Below are 17,553 nucleotides of genomic sequence, written 5' to 3' on the forward strand. Positions count from 1 at the left end.
ATACACTACGATTCACAAACGGTCGCGCGACAGGCGCTGCACGGTTTAAGCCGCTCTGGCCAGCAACTTCGAAGCTCGTTTGACCATGAAACAAAAGGAAAGACCCCGTGCCGAACCTTGAGCGCCACCGACCGACTCCGCTTATCGACGCTGCCTGGCGGTTGGTGTTTCGTCTCGGATTTCCGCTTGCTCGCGCCTGGTGGCACATTCGACGGCCTGATCACGAGGGCGCGTTAGTGGCGATCTACGTCGGGCGGGCACTGTTGCTCGTGAAGTCATCGTACCGGTCGGAATGGAGTTTCCCCGGCGGAAGCATCCAGCCGGGCGAAAGGCCTGATGCGGCGGCGCAACGAGAACTGGCAGAGGAGATCGGGCTCCCATCGTATCCATTGCGCCCGACGGACAGCGTCTGCGGCATTTGGGATGGCCGACGTGATCAAGTCCACTTCTTTGAACTGCACCTCGATAGCTTGCCCGAGTTACGGCTTGATAATCGTGAGATTATCGATACGCATCTCACAGCGCCGGAAGAATTGCACAGCTTCGCGCTGACAGGGCCGGTCGTCGCGTATCTCGCCGGAAAACGCGGCGGTTGATTGGGCACTTTGTTCGTTCGGGACCGCTCGGGACCAACCCGGTGGGGTAGCCAGCGGAAGGATGCAGCGCCAGGAGCGGCCGTGCTAGCTAGTCTGTCAATTCCAGGAAGTGTTTGGTGAGACGGGGGGACTCGAACCCTGTGGCTGGGGAACATAGGGGCACGTAGCATGCGGAAGATACCGTTTGGAATGCCAACGTCGCAGAGCCAGAAAATCAAGTTCTGCACTTTTGTCGAAATTTAGGATTACGTGATGAATGCGTCAATCATCTTGCCGAAATTCGTTGGAAATGCTCAACGTAATCGTTAAAAAGGTGCCAATTCAGGGATTCACACTTTTTTAGGCATGACTGACGTGGTAATCGATGCGGACCCGTTTAAATTGCTTATTAACAGCAATTTATTGACTCACGCTGAGTAGGGCCAAGTCGCTACTCCGCTATGGCTGAATGCGACGAGACAAGGCCGGTGGAACACGCGCAGAGGGAAGCGCGAGCGCAAGGAATTGGATTCCGCTACGGCCGCTCGTGTCGGCGCCAACGCCGAAATCCCCCGCCCCGGGAGGGGCAACGCTAGCAGAGCGACACGACCACCGGATGCGGCGGGGACCCGGCGACAACAACCCTCATCCCAGCCAAACCGTCACCGCATGAATCAGAATCCCCACCGCCCCGCCCACCAAGGTCCCGTTCACCCGAATAAACTGCAGGTCCCTGCCGATATTCAACTCGACATCCCTCACGAGCGTAGCGTCATCCCACTGCTTCACAGTAGCCGCAATATGCTTCGCGATGCCATCGCGCAACTCCGGCGCCAGCGCCTTCAACGCATCCCGCATATGCTCGTTGATCGAATCCCGCAATGCCGGATCGCTGCCGAGCGCTTCAGCGAATCCGCCCGCCATCGCCACCACTTTCGCGTGCAGCGATGAATCCGGCCGCCGGATATCGGCATCCAGCCACCCGATGAACTCATCCCAAAGCCCGTTCACATAAGCGCGCAATTCCGGCCGCTCGAGCCACTCCCGCTTGTGTTCGTCGATACGCGCCTTGAACGAAGGATCGGTCCTGAGCCGTTCGACGAACCGCTCGACAGCCGCATCGAAAGCCTTCCGGCGCTCATGTTCCGGATCGCTGCTCACATCGTGCAGCCACTGGTTCGCGCCGCGCACGAGACCCGCCGCGAACTTCGCGCCGAGTTCATCGGCATTCAATCCGACAAAACCCAACATCCCGATGAGCTTCGGATACTCCTCGCCCGCCACCGCGACGATGCGCTCCGCCAGCATCTCCTGCACCTCGGGCTTGTCGAGCCACGCGGCCATCTGCTTCAGGCCTTCGTCGAGCAGCAATTGATGACGCCGGTCCGATGTCAGCGTCGACAGCACGCTCCCCGCCGCATTCGCGAGATCGAACGCATCCGCGCGACGGCGCAGCGTGTCGTAGAGCATCGTCTTGATGCGCTCGTCGTCGACGAAGGACAGCAACTGGCCCACGGCCGTCACCGCTTTCCTGCCGAGCAGATCGGCGTTTCTCGGCTCCGCGAGCCAGGCCGACAAACGGCTCGCCGGATCGAACGCGTTCACGCGCGCGACCAGCGCATCCGTGCCGAGGAAGCGGTCGCGCACGAACACCGCGAGGTTGTCCGCGACGCGCGCCTTGTTGGCGGGAAGGATCGCCGTGTGCGGAATCGGCACGCCGAGAGGATGGCGAAACAGCGCGACGACCGCGAACCAGTCCGCGAGCGCGCCGACCATCGCGGCTTCCGCGAACGACGACACCCACGCCCACGCGCCCGCGTCGTGCTGGCTCTTGGCGAGCGCGAACAGACCACCCGCCGCGACCAGCAAGGCGGCGGCAAACCATTTCATTCTTCTGAGCGCGACGGCTTTGTCCTGCGTTTCCATCTATTTTTTGATCATGGTTCTGGAGAGGCCGAAAGCTTACCAGCAGAGCCTTGCAAATCCCGAAGAACGTCGAGCGCGCGCCCGCCATCTTCGAGCGGCACGAAGATGTGATCGTGATACGCCGCCGCCATCACATTGCAACTGATGTTGGCGTCGCCCAGCGCACGCGCGAACGCCGCCGTCAACCCGACCGCGTTCAGATCGGAATGAACCGTCAACGTGATCCACGCGGCGCGAAACAGCGGTTCGATGTTCGCCGCACGCGCCGCCTCTTCTTCCATCACGACCGTCATGCCTTCACGCTCGCGAAACGTGGCGACGATGCCCGCGCCGCTCACCACCGCATCGTGCGGCAGCGACGCGAACACGTACACGCCCGGCTGCAGCTCGGGCTCCATCGACGCGATCAGCATGGCGAGATCACGCAGCATTTTCGGCCTCGCGCGTGCGTCCGAGCACCGGCCGCAACGCCGCGCCCGTGTGGCTGCGCGGATGCGTCGCGAGCGTGTCCGGGTCCGCCGCCGCGACGATCGTGCCGCCGTTCACGCCGCCTTCCGGCCCGAGATCGAGCACCCAGTCGGCTTCGGCGATCACATCGAGATCGTGTTCGATGACGATCACGCTATGCCCGCCATCCACCAGACGATGCAGCACGCGAATCAGCTTCGCGACGTCCGCCATGTGCAGGCCGACCGTCGGCTCGTCGAGCACGTAGAGCGTGTGCGGCGGCTTCTGGCCGCGTCGCGTGATGTCGTCGCGCACCTTCGACAGTTCCGTCACCAGCTTGATGCGCTGTGCCTCGCCGCCAGACAACGTAGGCGAAGGCTGGCCGAGCGTCAGATAACCGAGGCCCACATCGCGCAGCAATTGCAGCGGATGGGCGATGCTCTGCATCGACGAGAAGAACTCGACGGCTTCATCGATCTCCATCGTCAGCACTTCGCCGATGTTCTTGCCGCGCCACGTGACCGCCAGCGTTTCCGGATTGAAGCGCTGGCCATGACAGACATCGCACGGCACCTTCACGTCGGGCAGGAAGCTCATCGCGATGGTGCGCACGCCCTGTCCTTCGCATGCCGGACAGCGCCCTTCGCCCGTGTTGAACGAGAAACGCGACGGCGTGTAACCGCGCGCGCGGGCTTCGAGCGTATCGGCGAACAGCTTGCGGATGGTGTCCCACATGCCGATGTATGTCGCCGGACAAGAACGCGGCGTCTTGCCGATCGGGGTCTGATCGACTTCGAGCACGCGATCGATCGCTTCGAAACCGGTCACGCCGGCGCATCCCTGCCACGCGTGCGCGACATCGAACTTCGGACGCGGCGCTTCGCGTGCGAGCACGCTGGCGCGCGATTTCGTCGCCGGTGCATCGCTTTGCGCAGCCTTGCGCGCCCGTCGCACAGCAGGCGATGACAGCACCGAGCGGCCAACCGCATCGAGCAGGTTGGTCATCAGCACGTCGCGCGCGAGCGTCGACTTGCCGGAACCCGATACCCCCGTGATCGCGACGAGGCGATTCAGCGGCATCGTCGCGGTCACGTTGCGCAGATTGTGCAGCGTCGCGCCTTCGACAGTCAGCCATTGCTCGGGCACGGCGGGCCGCTTCGCGGTCGCGGCGCGCACTTCACGGCGCGGCTGCAACGGATGCACGATCGGGTTCGCGAGGAACTGTCCAGTCAGCGACGCCTTGTGCGCCGCGAGATCCGTCACATTGCCTTGCGCGACCACGGTGCCGCCGCGCTTGCCCGCGCCCGGCCCGATATCGATGATGTGATCCGCGCGGCGAATCGTGTCTTCATCGTGTTCGACGACGACGAGCGTGTTGCCCTTGTCGTTCAGCTTTTTCAACGCTGAAAGCAGAATCAGGTTATCGCGCGGATGCAAGCCGATGGTCGGCTCATCGAGCACATAGCACACGCCTTGCAGATTGCTGCCGAGTTGCGCCGCGAGACGAATGCGCTGCGCTTCGCCGCCCGACAACGTCGGCGCGGCGCGATCGAGGCTCAGATATCCGAGTCCGACTTCTTCCAGGAACTGCAAACGCCCTTCGATCTCGCTGACCACATCGCGCGCAATGTCCGCATCGCGACCCTTGAGCTTCAGCTTCGAGATCCATGCGCGCGTGTCGCTCACGGTCCAGCGTCCCACCTCCGTGATCGGATAGTCGCCGAAAGTGACGGCGCGCGCGACGTCGTTCAGACGCGTGCCTTCGCAATCCGGGCACGGCTGATCGACGATATCGTCCGGCTCCTGATCCACCGAACCGATGCTCTGCTCCCGGCCGCGATCGTCCTGTGCGAAGAGCGTGTCGTCGAACGCTGCGCGCTGCTCGCGCGTCAGCTTCACGCCGGTGCCCACGCACGTATTACACCAGCCGTGCTTGCTGTTGTACGAAAACATGCGCGGATCGAGTTCGGGATAGCTCGTGCCGCACACCGGGCATGCGCGCTTGGTCGAGAACACGCGCGTTTCTTCCGCGCCACGACGCGCGCCGTCCTGCCACGAACCGTGCAGATCGTCGAGCGGCGCGATCAGATGCATCACGCCCTTGCCGATTTCGAGCGTTTCATCGAGCAGGCGACGCAGCTCGGCTTCGTTGTCGGCGGACACGACGAGATCGGCCACCGGCAATTCGATCGTATGTTCGCGGAAGCGGTCGAGCTTCGGCCACGGACTCACCGGCAGGAACTCGCCATCGACACGCAGATGCGTATTGCCGCGCGCCTTCGCCCATTTCGCGAGATCGGTATAAACGCCCTTGCGATTCACGACGAGCGGCGCCAGCAGGCCTACATGCTGGCCCTTGAAATCGCGCATGATCTGCGCGGCGATCGACTCCGAGCTTTGCGATTGCACCGGCGTGCCGTCATGAATGCAGTGCTGAATGCCGAGCTTGACATAGAGCAGCCGCAGGAAGTGCCAGACTTCGGATGTCGTCGCGACCGTCGACTTGCGTCCGCCGCGCGACAGGCGCTGCTCGATCGCGACGGTCGGCGGAATGCCATAAACGGCATCGACTTCGGGACGGCCCGCCGGCTGCACGATGGAACGCGCATACGCATTCAGCGATTCGAGGTATCGGCGCTGGCCTTCGTGGAAGAGAATGTCGAACGCGAGCGTAGATTTGCCCGAGCCGGACACGCCCGTCACCACGTTGAACTTGTTGTGTGGAATATCGACATCGAGCGACTTCAGATTGTGCTCGCGCGCATTGACGATGCGCACCACATCCTCGCCCTGCAAGGCGCGCCGCGCGCTCGCCACTTCGGCCGCGAGCTGCAAGGGCACGCCCGCGCGCTTTTCCGCGGCGCCCGGCTGCATCGCTTCTTCGTATTCGATCAAGGCGCGGCCCGTATGCGACTGCTCGCACGCGGCCACATCGTCCGGCGTGCCGACGCACACCACTTGCCCGCCGCCATCGCCGCCTTCGGGACCGAGATCGATGATCCAGTCCGCCGCGCGAATCACGTCGAGATTGTGTTCGATCACGATCAGCGAATGACCGCGTTCCAGCAGACGGCGCAGCGCCTGCATCAGCTTGGCGATGTCGTCGAAATGCAGGCCGGTGGTCGGCTCGTCGAACATGAAGAGCCGGCTTTCGCTCTTCTTCTCCTGCGAGGTCTCCGCGAGAAAGCCCGCGAGTTTGAGACGCTGCGCCTCGCCGCCCGATAAGGTCGGCACCGGCTGGCCAAGCTTCACGTATTCGAGACCGACATCGACGATCGGCTGCAGCACGCGCAGCACTTCCCTGTCGTCCGCGAAGAGTTCGACGGCTTCGCTCACCGTCAGTTCGAGCACGTCCGCGACGCTCAGTTGACGACCGCCGCGCTCGATCTTCACTTCGAGCACTTCCGCGCGATAACGGCGTCCGTCGCAGTCCGGGCAGCGCAGATAGACATCGCTCAGGAACTGCATCTCGACGTGCTCGAAGCCCGAGCCGCCGCAGGTCGGGCAACGTCCGTCACCCGAGTTGAAGCTGAACATGCTCGCGCTGTAGCCGCGCTGCAACCCGAGCGGCGCCTTCGCGTAGAGCTTGCGGATCTCATCGAACGCGCCGACATAACTCGCCGGATTCGAGCGCGCCGTGCGGCCGATCGGCGACTGATCGACGAACACGACATCGCTCAGTTGCTCCGCGCCCTTGAGCGCGCGAAACGCGCCGGGCGCTTCGGTCGCCTTTCCGAAGTGACGCATCAGCGCGGGCGCGAGCACGTCCTGGATCAGCGTCGATTTGCCCGAGCCGGACACGCCCGTCACGCAGACGAGACGTTGCAGCGGAATATCGACGGTGACGTCTTGCAGGTTGTGATCGCTCGCGCCCTCGAGCGTGAGACGCGGCGTGTTCGCGTCGACGATGCGGCGGTTCCAGTTCGACGCATGCGCCACATGCTTGCGTCCGCCGAGGTACGCGCCGGTGAGCGTGTCGGTGGTCTGAATCTCGCCGGGGGTGCCGTCATAGACGATCTGTCCGCCCCGCTCGCCCGGTCCCGGTCCCATGTCGATCAGACGATCCGCCGCGAGCATCACCGATGGATCGTGCTCCACGACGACGAGCGTGTTGCCCGCATCGCGCAGCCGATGCATCGCCTCGACGATGCGGTTCAGGTCGCGCGGATGCAAACCGATGCTCGGTTCATCGAGCACGAACAGCGTGTTGACGAGCGAGGTGCCGAGCGCGGTCGTCAGGTTGATGCGCTGCACTTCGCCGCCCGACAGCGTGCGCGATTGCCGGTCCAGCGTCAGATAGCCGAGACCGACGTCGCAGAGATATTTCAGACGCGTGCGCACTTCGGCGTGCAGCAGCTTCAGCGCTTCGTCGAGCAAGGTGGACGGCAGCGTCAGCGAATCAAAGAAGCGGCGGATGCGTTCGATCGGCATCAGCATGATGTCGTGCAGCGTGAGACCCGGTAGCGCTTCAAGTTGATCGCGCGTCCAGTCGACGCCTTCCGGCATGAAGCGATCGGCGGGCGACAGAACCGCATCGGCCTGCTCTTTCGTGCCGAGACGCCACAGCAGCGATTCGGTTTTCAGGCGCGCGCCGGCGCAGACCGGACACGTCGTATAGCTGCGATATTTCGACAGCAGCACGCGGATGTGCATCTTGTACGCCTTCGACTCCAGATAGTCGAAGAAGCGCTGCACGCCGTACCATTGGTTCTGCCACTTGCCGGTCCAGTCGGGCGAGCCCTTGATGACCCAGTCGCGTTCCTTCTGCGTCAGTTCGTTCCAGGGCACGCCGAGACGAATGCCCGCTTTCGCGCCGTAGCGCACGAGATCGTCCTGGTTTTCTTTCCACGCGGGCGTTTGCAGCGTCTTGACCGCGCCTTCGCGCAGCGTCTTCTTCTCGTCCGGAATGACGAGACCGTAATCGACGCCGATCACGCGGCCGAAACCGCGGCATGTTTCGCACGCACCGTATGCCGAATTGAAGGAAAACAACGCCGGCTGCGGGTCCGCGTAGCGCAGGTCGCTTTCGGGGCTGTGCAGGCCGGTGGAGAAGCGCCAGATTTCCGGCTCGCCTTCATCCTTCAGCACATACACGTCCACGCGCCCGGTGCCGCGCAAAAGCGCGCTTTCGATCGCCTCCAGCGCACGCGAACGCTCGGTGTTCTGCAAACGGAAACGGTCCGCGACGACATCGAGCATCTGGCGCGCGCCGGACTCCGTCTTCACATGCCGCTTGGCCTGCACGCGCGTGTAACCGCTCGCCGACAGCCATTGCGCGACTTCTTCGTCGCTCGCGGTATCGGGCAATTCGACCGGAAACGTGATCGCGAGACGCGGATCGTCGGCGCGCGTGCGTTCGAGCAGCTCGGCGTAGATCGTCTCGGGCATGTCGTGGCGCACGCGATGAGAGGTCTTTTTGTCGAAAAGCTCGGCGGCGCGCGCATAAAACAGCTTCAGGTGATCGTTCAGCTCGGTCATCGTGCCGACAGTCGAGCGGGAGCTGCGCACCGGATTTGTCTGATCAATAGCAATGGCGGGCGGCACGCCGTCCACGCGATCGACCTGCGGCCGGTCCATCCGGTCGAGAAACTGGCGCGCGTACGCGCTGAAGGTCTCGACGTAGCGCCGCTGACCTTCCGCGTAGAGCGTGTCGAACACGAGACTCGACTTGCCGGAACCGGACGGGCCGGTCACGACCGTCATCTGGCCGGTGTGCAGGTCGAGGTCGAGATTTTTGAGATTGTGTTGACGGGCGCCGCGAATGCGGATTGCGTTGTTCGATGCCAATTTTTCAACCGGTTCAATGAGTTAGGCGGCTCTCGGGAGCCGTCGGCGGAGTGGCGCGAGTGTTTGGCTCCGCGCAGCCGCCGTAGCGTTCAGTACTGTACACGCATACAGTAGTTGTCGCCAAACTGTGGGGACTGTCCGCTCGGGTTGGCAAACAGTCGCGCAAAACACTCGCCTGCTCGCCGTTCATTTCAGATGCGCGATGACCGCGTCCGCAACTGCATCGGGCGCTTCGCGCAGCGGAAAATGCCCCGCGCCGTCGATCACCACGCGCCGGTAGCCCGCCGTGAAATACCGATCCTGTCCTTCCGAGCTTGCCGGTTCGTCGCAGGAATCCGCGCCGCCCTGGATCATCAGCGCCGGAACGCCGATGCGCTCGATCGTCCCGAGACGCGCGTATAGCGCCGAAAGCGCGGGATCGGATGGCTGATCGCTGCGCCAGCGCCGCCGGTAAGCGTTGAGCGTGATCGGCACCCAGTCGGGATTTTCGAAGGCGCGCGCGGTCGTCGCGAATTCGGTTTCGTCGAACCAGCCGGGCGGCGACCACATGTCCCACTGGATGCGGGCGAAGCCTTTGGGGTCGGCGGCGACCGCGTCCGGGCCGCCGTCGAGCGACATGAACCACTGATACCAGAAGCGCCGCGCCTGCGAGAAATCCGGCAGGCTGAACACGCCGCGCGGCTGATACGCGAGCGCCAGCGCGCCCATGCGGCGCACGCGCTCCGGGAACAGCGCGGAGAGCGTATAGGCGGCGCGCGCGCCCCAGTCGTGGCCGATGACATCGAACTGCGCGATGCCGAGCACGTCGGCGAGCTCGACGGCGTCGTTCGCGAGCGCGACGCCCGAGCCGTCGCGCACGGTGTCGTCGCGCGGAAAGCGCGTGCCGCCCGCGCCGCGCAATTCCGGCACGACGGTCCGAAAGCCCGCGGCGTTGAGACGCGCCGCCACCGGATTCCAGGCGCGCGCGGCGTCGGGCCAGCCGTGGATCAGGATGACGACGGGCGCGTCGGCGGGACCGGAATCGGCGTAGGCGATATCGAGCGTCGGCGTGCGCGCGTGGCGTCCGAAGTCCAGCATGGCGAGACTCCTTTTCTGGGAACGCGAAAGGGAAAAGCCATTCTAGCGAGCAAGGGAAACGCGCGCTCGGCATGGCGATCGATGAAATAATCTCCACTTTCCGTTCGCCGATTTCACGAAAAAGGGAGACCCACATGACCCGCAACGCATACCGCATCGCCGTGATTCCCGGCGATGGCATCGGCAAGGAAGTGATGCCCGAAGCCCTGCGCGCGCTCGATGCCGTCAGCAAGCGCTTCGATATCGCGCTGGAATACCGGCATATCGAGTGGGCGAGCTGCGATTACTACGCGCAACACGGCCAGATGATGCCGGACGACTGGAAAGCGCAATTGCAGGACGCCGACGCGATCCTGTTCGGCGCGGTCGGCTGGCCCGACACGGTGCCCGATCACGTTTCGCTGTGGGGTTCGCTGATCAAGTTCCGCCGCGAGTTCGATCAGTACATCAACCTGCGGCCCGCGCGTCTTTTCGATGGCGTGCCCTCACCGCTCGCGAACCGGAAGGCGGGCGACATCGACTTCATGATCGTGCGCGAGAACACCGAGGGCGAGTATTCGGCGGTCGGCGGCGTGTCGTTCGAAGGCACGGAGCGCGAGTTCGTATCGCAGACTTCCGTGTTCACGCGTCACGGCGCGGAGCGCGTGCTGAAGTTCGCGTTCGATCTGGCGCAGCAGCGCGACAAGAAGATCACCGTGGCGACCAAGAGCAACGGCATCTCGATCAGCATGCCGTGGTGGGACGCGCGCGCGGCGGAAATCGCCGCGCACTATCCCGACGTGACGTGGGACAAGCAGCACATCGACATTCTGTGCGCGCGCTTCGTGCTGAATCCGGATCGTTTCGATGTGGTCGTCGCGACCAATCTCTTCGGCGACATTCTTTCGGATCTCGGGCCGGCGTGTACCGGCACGATCGGCATCGCGCCTTCAGCCAACATGAATCCGGAACGCAAGTTCCCGTCGCTGTTCGAGCCGGTGCATGGCTCGGCGCCGGATATCGCAGGCAAGGGCATCGCCAATCCCGTCGCGATGATCTGGTCGGCGGCGATGATGCTCGAATTCCTGGGCGAACAGCAGGCGCACGACGCCATGCTCGCCGCGATCACCGATGTGCTGAAGCAAGGCCCGCATACCGGCGATCTCGGCGGCCAAGCAAACACGCGGGAAGTCGGCGAAGCCGTTGCGCAACGGCTTGCCTGAAGCGTTTTTATTGCATCAGGCGCCGATCAGCACGCCGCTTCTGATCGGCGTCGCGCCCGTCACGCGTCCCATCGGCGCGCCCGCCTGCACGAAGCGGATCGCGCGCCGCATGTAGAACACGCCGTCGTTGCTGGTCGTGACGGTGGTGACTTCATCGGTGACCGGATCGACGATATCGAACACCGGATCGCCGGCGTTCAGCGCCGCGCCCACCTTCGCGCGATACACGACGATGCCGCTCATCGGCGCGATCAGTTGCTGGCTGCCCGCGAGCGGCGTCGCGGCCTGCGCGAGCGGCGGCGTCTCCGTGATGTCGCCTTCGATCACGCCGCGCGCGACCAGAAAGTCGATGAGCGCTTCGGCATCGTGCGCGGCCGTGTCGTAATCGACGTCCCGCTGCCCGCGATGCTCCATCGTCGCCGCGATATTCGGCGCGCCCAGCGGCGCGCGCGCCCCGAGACGCTCGCGCAGTTCGCTCCATAACAACGCGTGAACTTCATCGAACGACTGGCCGCCCGAATCGGTCGCGAGCAGCACGCCATTCGCGCCGAGATAACGCGCCAGCGGTTCGATCGCGGGCCAGCTCGCCGGACTCGTGTAGACGTGCATCGTCGCTTCGAGCGAGCAGTGCAGGTCGAGCACGATATCGGCTTGAGACGCCAGTGTGAGCAGCGCGAGCCGCAGCGATTCGAACTCGTTCTTCGCGCGCATTTCGCCGAGCAACTCCACCAGCGCGCCACGCAGCACGTGCTTGTTATGCGCTTCGTCGTCCGACGAAAGGCGCGCGCCCGCACGTTCGATCAGCGCCGCCGCCGACGGCATCGGAAAGCCGCGATTGAAGTTGTGGCCACTGTTCGCCTCGAAGCGACCGAGAAACTGCCCGAGCACATGCTGCGACAGGCCGATCGGATTCGCCACCGGCACGAGCACGACTTCGCCGCGCATGCGCCCTTGTGCTTCGAGTTGTCCAAGACGCTTCTTCAGGGTCCACGCGGTGAGCATCGCGGGCGTCTCGTCGGCGTGCAGCGATGCCTGAATGTAGATCTTTTCGCGCGCCGCGTTCGCTTCGCCGAAATGAAAGCTGACGAGTTCGCGCGATGTGCCGAGCGTCGTCGAAACCAGGGCGTGTCGTTTTGTCTGCATCGGGAAAGCCTCAGTCGCCGTAGACGTCGAAATCGAAATACTTGCGCGCGATCTTCTGATACGTGCCGTCCGCGCGCATGTCCTTGACGGCGCGATCGACCTTCGCTTTCAGCGCCGTGTCGTCCTGACGCAGACCCATGCCGACGCCGTGATCGCCCATCGAAAGCGGCTCGCCGACGAACGCGAAACCCGCGCCGCGCGGCGTCTTCAGAAAGCCGTGTTCCGCTTCGACCGAGCCGAGCAGCGCTGCATCGATGCGGCCGGCGGTCAGGTCGTTCAGCACGCCTTCCATGCTCTGATACGCGACCACTTCGACGCCGCCCGGCTGCCAGTTCTTCATCGCGTACGTTTCGAACTGACTGCCGCTCTGCACGCCGATGCGCTTGCCGCGCAAGCCATCCGCGCTCGCCGTGAGCGGCGCGCCCTGCTTCGCGATCAGACGCGAGCGGAACTGGAACAGCTTGGTGGAGAACGCGATCTGCTTCATGCGCTTGTCGGTGATCGCCATCGACGACATGATGCCGTCGATCTTGCGCGCCTGAAGCGCCGGGATCATCCCGGAGAATTCGAGCTCGACCCACTGGCAGCGCATCGCGATGCGACGGCAGATTTCGTCGCCCAGATCGACGTCGAAGCCCGCGACATGGCCGTCCGGTGTCTTGACGTCCATCGGCGGATAGCCGGGGTCGATGCCCAGGCGCAGCGTGTCGGCGTCTTTCGCGTGGACCGGCGCGGCGGCCGCGAGCGCGGCGGCGAGCAGCAAGGAACTGAGTTTGAGCATGAAGGCGGTGTCTCCCGAACAGGCCACCGATGGTACGAGCGCGAAGCGCGCACAAAAAGACGCGCCTTAATTATCATGATCACTTTTTGAGATCACTCTCGACGGAGGAATTCAGTTGGAGCTGACTCTGACGCAACTGCGCATGTTCATCGCCGTCGCCGAGGCGGGCAGCCTGCGCGCCGCCGCGCGGCGGCTCGGCGTCGCGCAAAGCGGCATCACGCAGCAGTTGCGCAAGCTCGAGGCGCAGGCGGGCGGCCCGCTGTTCGAGCGCGATGTGCGGGGCGCGCGCCTGACTCCGATCGGCGAGCGGCTGCGCGTGCGCGCCGATCTGATTCTCGGCGAGTGCCGGAAAACGGAAGACGAATTGCGTCAGCTACGCGGCGAACTGACGGGACAGGTGTCGCTCGGACTCGCAGCCGAAGCGACGATGCGCCTGTTTCCCGCGTTGCTCGCGAGTTATCGGGAACGTTGTCCGCGCATCGATGTGCATCTGACGAGCGCGACGTCGCGCGTGCTGACTTCGTGGGTCCGCGACGGCAGTCTGGATTTCGCGCTCGCGCTGATCGCGCCCGACGCCGATATCCACGACATGGAATCCACGCCGCTATTCGATTCCGAAGTCGCCGTGCTCGTGCGGCGCGGACATCCGCTTGTGGGCTCGGACAAACTGGCGGACCTGCAACATGCGGAATGGGTCAGCACGCGCCAGCGCGGCAGCGAGGTCGAGAGCAAGCCGGGCAACAAACTCTCGGCGCTGTTCGAAAGCGCACGACTCGCGCCGCCGCGCATCGCCGCGACGACCGAAGCGGTGTTCGACACGCTGCACTGCATCGCGGCGAGCGACTATCTCGGTCTGGAACCCGCGAGTCTCGCCGACCACCCGTTCTTCCGCGACCACGTGAGCATTGTGCGAATCGCCGAGCGCGCCGCGAGAACGCCCGTGTGTCTGCTGCGGCGCGCGGGCGTGCCGCTCACGCCCGCCGCGCAGGAACTGGCGACGATGGCCGTATCGTTCTCGCGGATGCTGCCGCCTCAGCGCGACGCGTGACGCGCGCGCGATCCCTTCGACTTCGCGGCCGCGTTCGCGCGTCGCGTCGCCCAGCCCTTTTTCGCCGCAGCCGAGCGATCCGCCGCCGAACGACGGCTCGCCGCGGCATGCGTCTGCCGCGACAGCGACTTGTGCGACGCCGCCTTGGTGCTCTCGCGCTTCAGCACGCGCGTGGACGTGGCCGAGCGCTTCGCTTTCGATTCGGTGCTGGGACTCTTCTTCGTGCGATGCGCGGCCTTGGTGTCCTGCGCGGCCTTCTTGCGGGTCGCCTCGGAAGTCGTGCCCTTCTTGGGCGGCTTCATCTTCACGCCGGAGCGGCGCGCTTCGGACAAGCCGATCGCGATGGCCTGCTTCGCCGACTTCGCGCCGTGCTTGCCCTCGCGAATGTGGTCGATCTGTTCCTTCACGAATGCGCCGGCCTGCGTGCTCGGGGACTTGCCTTCGCGCTTCGCCTTCGCCGCGCGATCGAGAGTTTTCTTTTCGGGCATGTCGGTACTCCTTGTGAAGTTGACTTGCCCGGACAAGGCGAGCAACGTGCGTGCCCGCCTTCGTCGCGATCCCTTACTGCGTGAGACGCAGCACGCCGAGGTTGCCCGCGATCTGCTGGAAGATGGTGTTGAGCGTGGTGCTCGACGGCGCGTGATAGTAGTTGCCGGGGCTCGCGCAGGCCTGCATCGTCGCCTGTGCGCGCTGGCTGTCGGTATCCGTGCCGTAGGTGCCGAAGGTGATCGCATAGATGATGACGCCGTCCTGCTTCATCGCCGTGCAGACGCCGAGCTGGAACGCGTTGATGTCATCGATCGAAGTCATGTCGCCGTCGGTCAGCATCGTGTTGTTGAGCGTGCGCTGGACCGTCGGCGCCTTCAGCGCCTTGGTGCCGACGCCGGAAAGCCCGTTGAAATACGGCGGCGCCATCAGACCCGTGCTGGAGCCGAAAGCGTTCTCGCCGTCCGTCAGCACGATCGCCACGCGCTGCAGTCCTGCGGTCGATTCGGGACGCGGCAGCGTTGGATCGGTCGACTTGAAGCCATTGGCCGTGCCCGCCGTGTTCTGCGACCAGGCCGACGACAACATGCGCCAGCCCCACAGCAATCCGGTCGGGATGAGCGTGTTGCCATTCGGCTGCATGGCCGTGATGGACGACGTGAGCGTGCCCGAATCCTTCGACAGGAATTGCGCCGCTGCAATCTCGCACGGACCCGAGAGCGTCTGCGTATAAGTGGTCTTGCCGTTCTTCTGCGACGACGTGAGGTAGTTGTAGTTCTGATCGTACGATTTGGTCGGCGTGAACGCGCCGCCGGCGTCGGGCTGTCCCCACCAGTCGTAGATGTTGCCGGTGTTGCCGCCGCCCTTGCAGTACGTGAGCGAGCCATTGGTCTGCTCGACGAGCGGCACGCCCGGAACGATCGTCTTCGTGCCGACGTTGCACGAGGAGACGACGCGGCCCTTGCTGTCGTAGCTCGTCGTGTAGTTCTGCACCGTGTATCCGGCGGGCGGCACGTTCCAGTACCACGGCGTGAAGCCGGGGTTGTCCTTCGGCGCGTAGGCCTTCGGATACATGTTCTTGTTCGCGTCGCGCGGCTCCACCGCGCAGCCGCGCCACGCGGATATGTTCGTGCCTTGCGAGTTGTAGGCGGTGAAGTCGTTTCTGAGCCACGTCGTGCCGGTCGAAGGCAAGACGCTCCCCACGTTGACCATCGTCGTGAACGGCACGAGCGCCACGTAGGAATCGTTGGTGGTCTGGCTGAAGAGGTTCGTCACCAGATTCTTCGCCGCCGCCTTCAGGCCGTCGATCTTCAACGTCGAATCGCTGCTGCTCGCCTTCTGGTTCATCGAGGTCGAGTTGTCGAGCACCATCACGAGTTCGAGCGTGCTCTTGGGCAGACGCAGCGCCGAGTTGCTCGCGCTGACGGTCGCGGTGTCCGGCGTCGGCGTGGCATTGCCGCCGCCCGAGCCGGAACCGTTGCTGGTCGTGCTGCCGTTCTTCGCCCAGATGAGCGGCGCGAGCAGCGGCACCGAGCCCTTCGCCGAAAGCTGGATGTTCTGGCCGGTCGCGGGCGTGCCCGTCACCTGCGCGCTGAAGTTCGCGTCGGGCATGCTCAGGTCCATATAGCCCGACGGCATGTTGATGTTGTAGTACGAACGCGCGTCGTTTTTCCACGCGGTGAGATCGGCGGAATTGGTCGTGTCGAAGTGCGCGAGATTCGCGCCCGCCGACAGCGTCGCGACGTCCAGCGCCATCTGCATGCGCGCCTGCGTCATCTCGTAATGGATCGAGTCAATCGCGGTGCACATGGCGCCGACCATGAGGCTCGCGCACGCGGCGAACAACATCGCGACCGCGCCCTCGTCGCCGCAAAACAGACCATGCGCATTGCGCACGCCCGATGGACCGCCCGGATTTCGCTTCGCGCTCATGTCGAGGGACTCACGAGATTGAGCGCCTGCCCGTTGCGCGGGCGCACGAAGACGCGCATATGGAACGTCACCGCGCCAGGCGCGTTGTGCCAGAACGGCGCGGTCATGGAAAACGGCGTGTACGTATAGAACACTTCGACGGCGATCGCGGAATCGCCCTGCCGGAACGGCCAGCCCGTGGGCAGCGGATTCGTCGTCGAAATATTGGTCGCCATGCCCGACGGCTGCCACACGGGCGCCTTCGACCAGAGCACTTTCGGCGTGCCGGTCAGACGCCACTGAGCCTGCGTCGAATTGGGATACACCAGCCCATTGCAGGTCGAATTGGTCTCGCAGATCGACGTGACGATCACGCCGCCGTACTTCCTCAGGTCGTTGGGCGTGCCGAGCTGGATGGCTGCGGCCCAGATCGAGGCGAGACTGTTCGCCTGCGTGACGCTGCTCTGATCGTTGATCACCTGCGTCATCTGGCCGATGGAATCCGCCAGCGTGAACGCCGTGTGCTCGACGAGACTCTTCGCGCGCATGTACAGATACAGCTCGGTGAAGCCGAGCATGAGCAGCAGCATCATCGGCACGATGAGCGAGAACTCGATCGCCGAGACGCCGCTTTCCGAGCGCGCGAGTCGGCCGAGAAAAGAGCGGCGCGTTGTCCCCTTCGTGCTGCGCTTCATCATTTTTCGTTCTGCACGATGTAATTGCGTTGGAAGGTCATCGACGTGATGCCGATGAGCTTCGGAATGCCCGAGAACGGCGGTATCGTCACGCTGACGTTGTAGGCCACCACGTCGCCCAGACCGCCCATCGTCTTTTGCGAGTTGCCGGCGGCGATGTCGTTGTACGTCGCGTACGACAGCGTCGCGATGTTGATGACGCCGCCGAACTTCGTCCACGGGTCGAGGATGTTGTTCACGATCTGGCGCGCCTGCGCGTCGCGCGTGCCGGATGACGGAACGGCCGTCGTCAGCCCCGCGCGCGAAGCCTGTTGCGCCGCGTACTGCACGGAGGCGTCGACGATCATGTCGAGCGCCATCTCCACCGTGCCGAGAATCATCAGGAGCAACAGCGGCGCGACCAGCGCGAACTCGATGGCCGTGACGCCGCGCTCGTCGCGCGCGCAACGCACCAATCGCACGAGAGACGCGCCGC

13 protein-coding genes are annotated in these 17,553 nt (G+C 64.3%); 3 read left to right on the forward strand and 10 right to left on the reverse strand.

The features are described from left to right. Window positions 1-107: 107 nt before the first annotated feature. On the forward strand, window positions 108-596 hold the full coding sequence (locus AWB79_RS24610; RefSeq protein ID WP_061170041.1) for an NUDIX domain-containing protein: 489 nt from the start codon (window positions 108-110) through the stop codon (window positions 594-596). A gap of 624 nt (window positions 597-1,220) precedes the next feature. Here AWB79_RS24610 and AWB79_RS24615 read toward each other — a convergent pair. From AWB79_RS24615 to AWB79_RS24630, 4 genes are all read right to left on the reverse strand, one after another. Continuing rightward, window positions 1,221-2,501, reverse strand: coding sequence for a DUF445 domain-containing protein (locus AWB79_RS24615; protein WP_061170042.1), 1,281 nt, complete (start codon window positions 2,499-2,501; stop codon window positions 1,221-1,223). Between the two features lie 11 nt (window positions 2,502-2,512). After that, window positions 2,513-2,932, reverse strand: a complete 420-nt coding sequence (locus AWB79_RS24620) for an ACT domain-containing protein (RefSeq protein ID WP_061170043.1) — start codon at window positions 2,930-2,932, stop codon at window positions 2,513-2,515. Beyond that, window positions 2,922-8,735, reverse strand: a complete 5,814-nt coding sequence (uvrA, locus tag AWB79_RS24625; RefSeq protein ID WP_061170044.1) for an excinuclease ABC subunit UvrA — start codon at window positions 8,733-8,735, stop codon at window positions 2,922-2,924. Before uvrA ends, AWB79_RS24620 begins: the two co-directional genes overlap by 11 nt. Window positions 8,736-8,921: 186 nt before the next feature. Next, complete coding sequence (locus AWB79_RS24630; protein WP_061170045.1) at window positions 8,922-9,812, reverse strand: alpha/beta fold hydrolase; 891 nt, start codon at window positions 9,810-9,812, stop codon at window positions 8,922-8,924. A 134-nt stretch (window positions 9,813-9,946) separates the two neighbouring features. Between AWB79_RS24630 and AWB79_RS24635 the strand changes: the two genes are divergently transcribed. Then, window positions 9,947-11,014: a tartrate dehydrogenase gene (locus tag AWB79_RS24635; protein WP_061170046.1), complete on the forward strand. Its 1,068-nt coding sequence runs from the start codon at window positions 9,947-9,949 to the stop codon at window positions 11,012-11,014. A gap of 15 nt (window positions 11,015-11,029) precedes the next feature. Here the strand turns inward: AWB79_RS24635 and AWB79_RS24640 are convergent, their stop codons facing one another. Further along, window positions 11,030-12,157 (reverse strand): succinylglutamate desuccinylase/aspartoacylase family protein, encoded by a 1,128-nt coding sequence (locus AWB79_RS24640; RefSeq protein WP_061170047.1) that lies wholly within the window; start codon window positions 12,155-12,157, stop codon window positions 11,030-11,032. Window positions 12,158-12,167: 10 nt separating this feature from the next. Continuing rightward, entirely contained in the window at window positions 12,168-12,938 is a 771-nt protein-coding gene (locus AWB79_RS24645) for a transporter substrate-binding domain-containing protein (RefSeq protein ID WP_061170048.1), read from the reverse strand. A 115-nt stretch (window positions 12,939-13,053) separates the two neighbouring features. Here AWB79_RS24645 and AWB79_RS24650 point away from each other — a divergent pair, with 115 nt between their 5' ends. Continuing rightward, window positions 13,054-13,986: a LysR family transcriptional regulator gene (locus AWB79_RS24650; RefSeq protein ID WP_061170049.1), complete on the forward strand. Its 933-nt coding sequence runs from the start codon at window positions 13,054-13,056 to the stop codon at window positions 13,984-13,986. On the opposite strand, the gene AWB79_RS24655 is transcribed toward AWB79_RS24650, so the two are convergent. The 4 genes from AWB79_RS24655 to AWB79_RS24670 form a co-directional block, all read right to left on the reverse strand. Next, window positions 13,971-14,474, reverse strand: coding sequence for a DUF6496 domain-containing protein (locus AWB79_RS24655; RefSeq protein ID WP_061170050.1), 504 nt, complete (start codon window positions 14,472-14,474; stop codon window positions 13,971-13,973). The genes AWB79_RS24650 and AWB79_RS24655 overlap by 16 nt on opposite strands. A 73-nt stretch (window positions 14,475-14,547) precedes the next feature. Continuing rightward, complete coding sequence (locus tag AWB79_RS24660) at window positions 14,548-16,404, reverse strand: TadE/TadG family type IV pilus assembly protein (RefSeq protein WP_061170051.1); 1,857 nt, start codon at window positions 16,402-16,404, stop codon at window positions 14,548-14,550. Beyond that, window positions 16,401-17,081: a TadE/TadG family type IV pilus assembly protein gene (locus AWB79_RS24665; protein WP_061170052.1), complete on the reverse strand. Its 681-nt coding sequence runs from the start codon at window positions 17,079-17,081 to the stop codon at window positions 16,401-16,403. Before AWB79_RS24665 ends, AWB79_RS24660 begins: the two co-directional genes overlap by 4 nt. After that, window positions 17,078-17,539 carry a TadE/TadG family type IV pilus assembly protein gene (locus AWB79_RS24670; RefSeq protein WP_232470994.1) on the reverse strand — a complete coding sequence of 154 codons (462 nt, stop codon included), beginning with the start codon at window positions 17,537-17,539 and terminating at the stop codon, window positions 17,078-17,080. The genes AWB79_RS24665 and AWB79_RS24670 overlap by 4 nt, the downstream gene beginning before the upstream one ends. Window positions 17,540-17,553: the final 14 nt, after the last annotated feature.

The organism is Caballeronia hypogeia (genome assembly GCF_001544875.2).
Classification (GTDB): domain Bacteria; phylum Pseudomonadota; class Gammaproteobacteria; order Burkholderiales; family Burkholderiaceae; genus Caballeronia; species Caballeronia hypogeia.

Bases quoted from the DNA above. Each gene is read 5' to 3' on its own strand.
- AWB79_RS24615 (WP_061170042.1), bottom strand. From the start codon at position 2,501: ATGGAAACGCAGGACAAAGCCGTCGCGCTCAGAAGAATGAAATGGTTT.
- AWB79_RS24620 (WP_061170043.1), bottom strand. From the start codon at position 2,932: ATGCTGCGTGATCTCGCCATGCTGATCGCGTCGATGGAGCCCGAGCTG.
- AWB79_RS24630 (WP_061170045.1), bottom strand. From the start codon at position 9,812: ATGCTGGACTTCGGACGCCACGCGCGCACGCCGACGCTCGATATCGCC.
- AWB79_RS24635 (WP_061170046.1), top strand. From the start codon at position 9,947: ATGACCCGCAACGCATACCGCATCGCCGTGATTCCCGGCGATGGCATC.
- AWB79_RS24640 (WP_061170047.1), bottom strand. From the start codon at position 12,157: ATGCAGACAAAACGACACGCCCTGGTTTCGACGACGCTCGGCACATCG.
- AWB79_RS24645 (WP_061170048.1), bottom strand. From the start codon at position 12,938: ATGCTCAAACTCAGTTCCTTGCTGCTCGCCGCCGCGCTCGCGGCCGCC.
- AWB79_RS24655 (WP_061170050.1), bottom strand. From the start codon at position 14,474: ATGCCCGAAAAGAAAACTCTCGATCGCGCGGCGAAGGCGAAGCGCGAA.
- AWB79_RS24660 (WP_061170051.1), bottom strand. From the start codon at position 16,404: ATGAGCGCGAAGCGAAATCCGGGCGGTCCATCGGGCGTGCGCAATGCG.
- AWB79_RS24665 (WP_061170052.1), bottom strand. From the start codon at position 17,081: ATGATGAAGCGCAGCACGAAGGGGACAACGCGCCGCTCTTTTCTCGGC.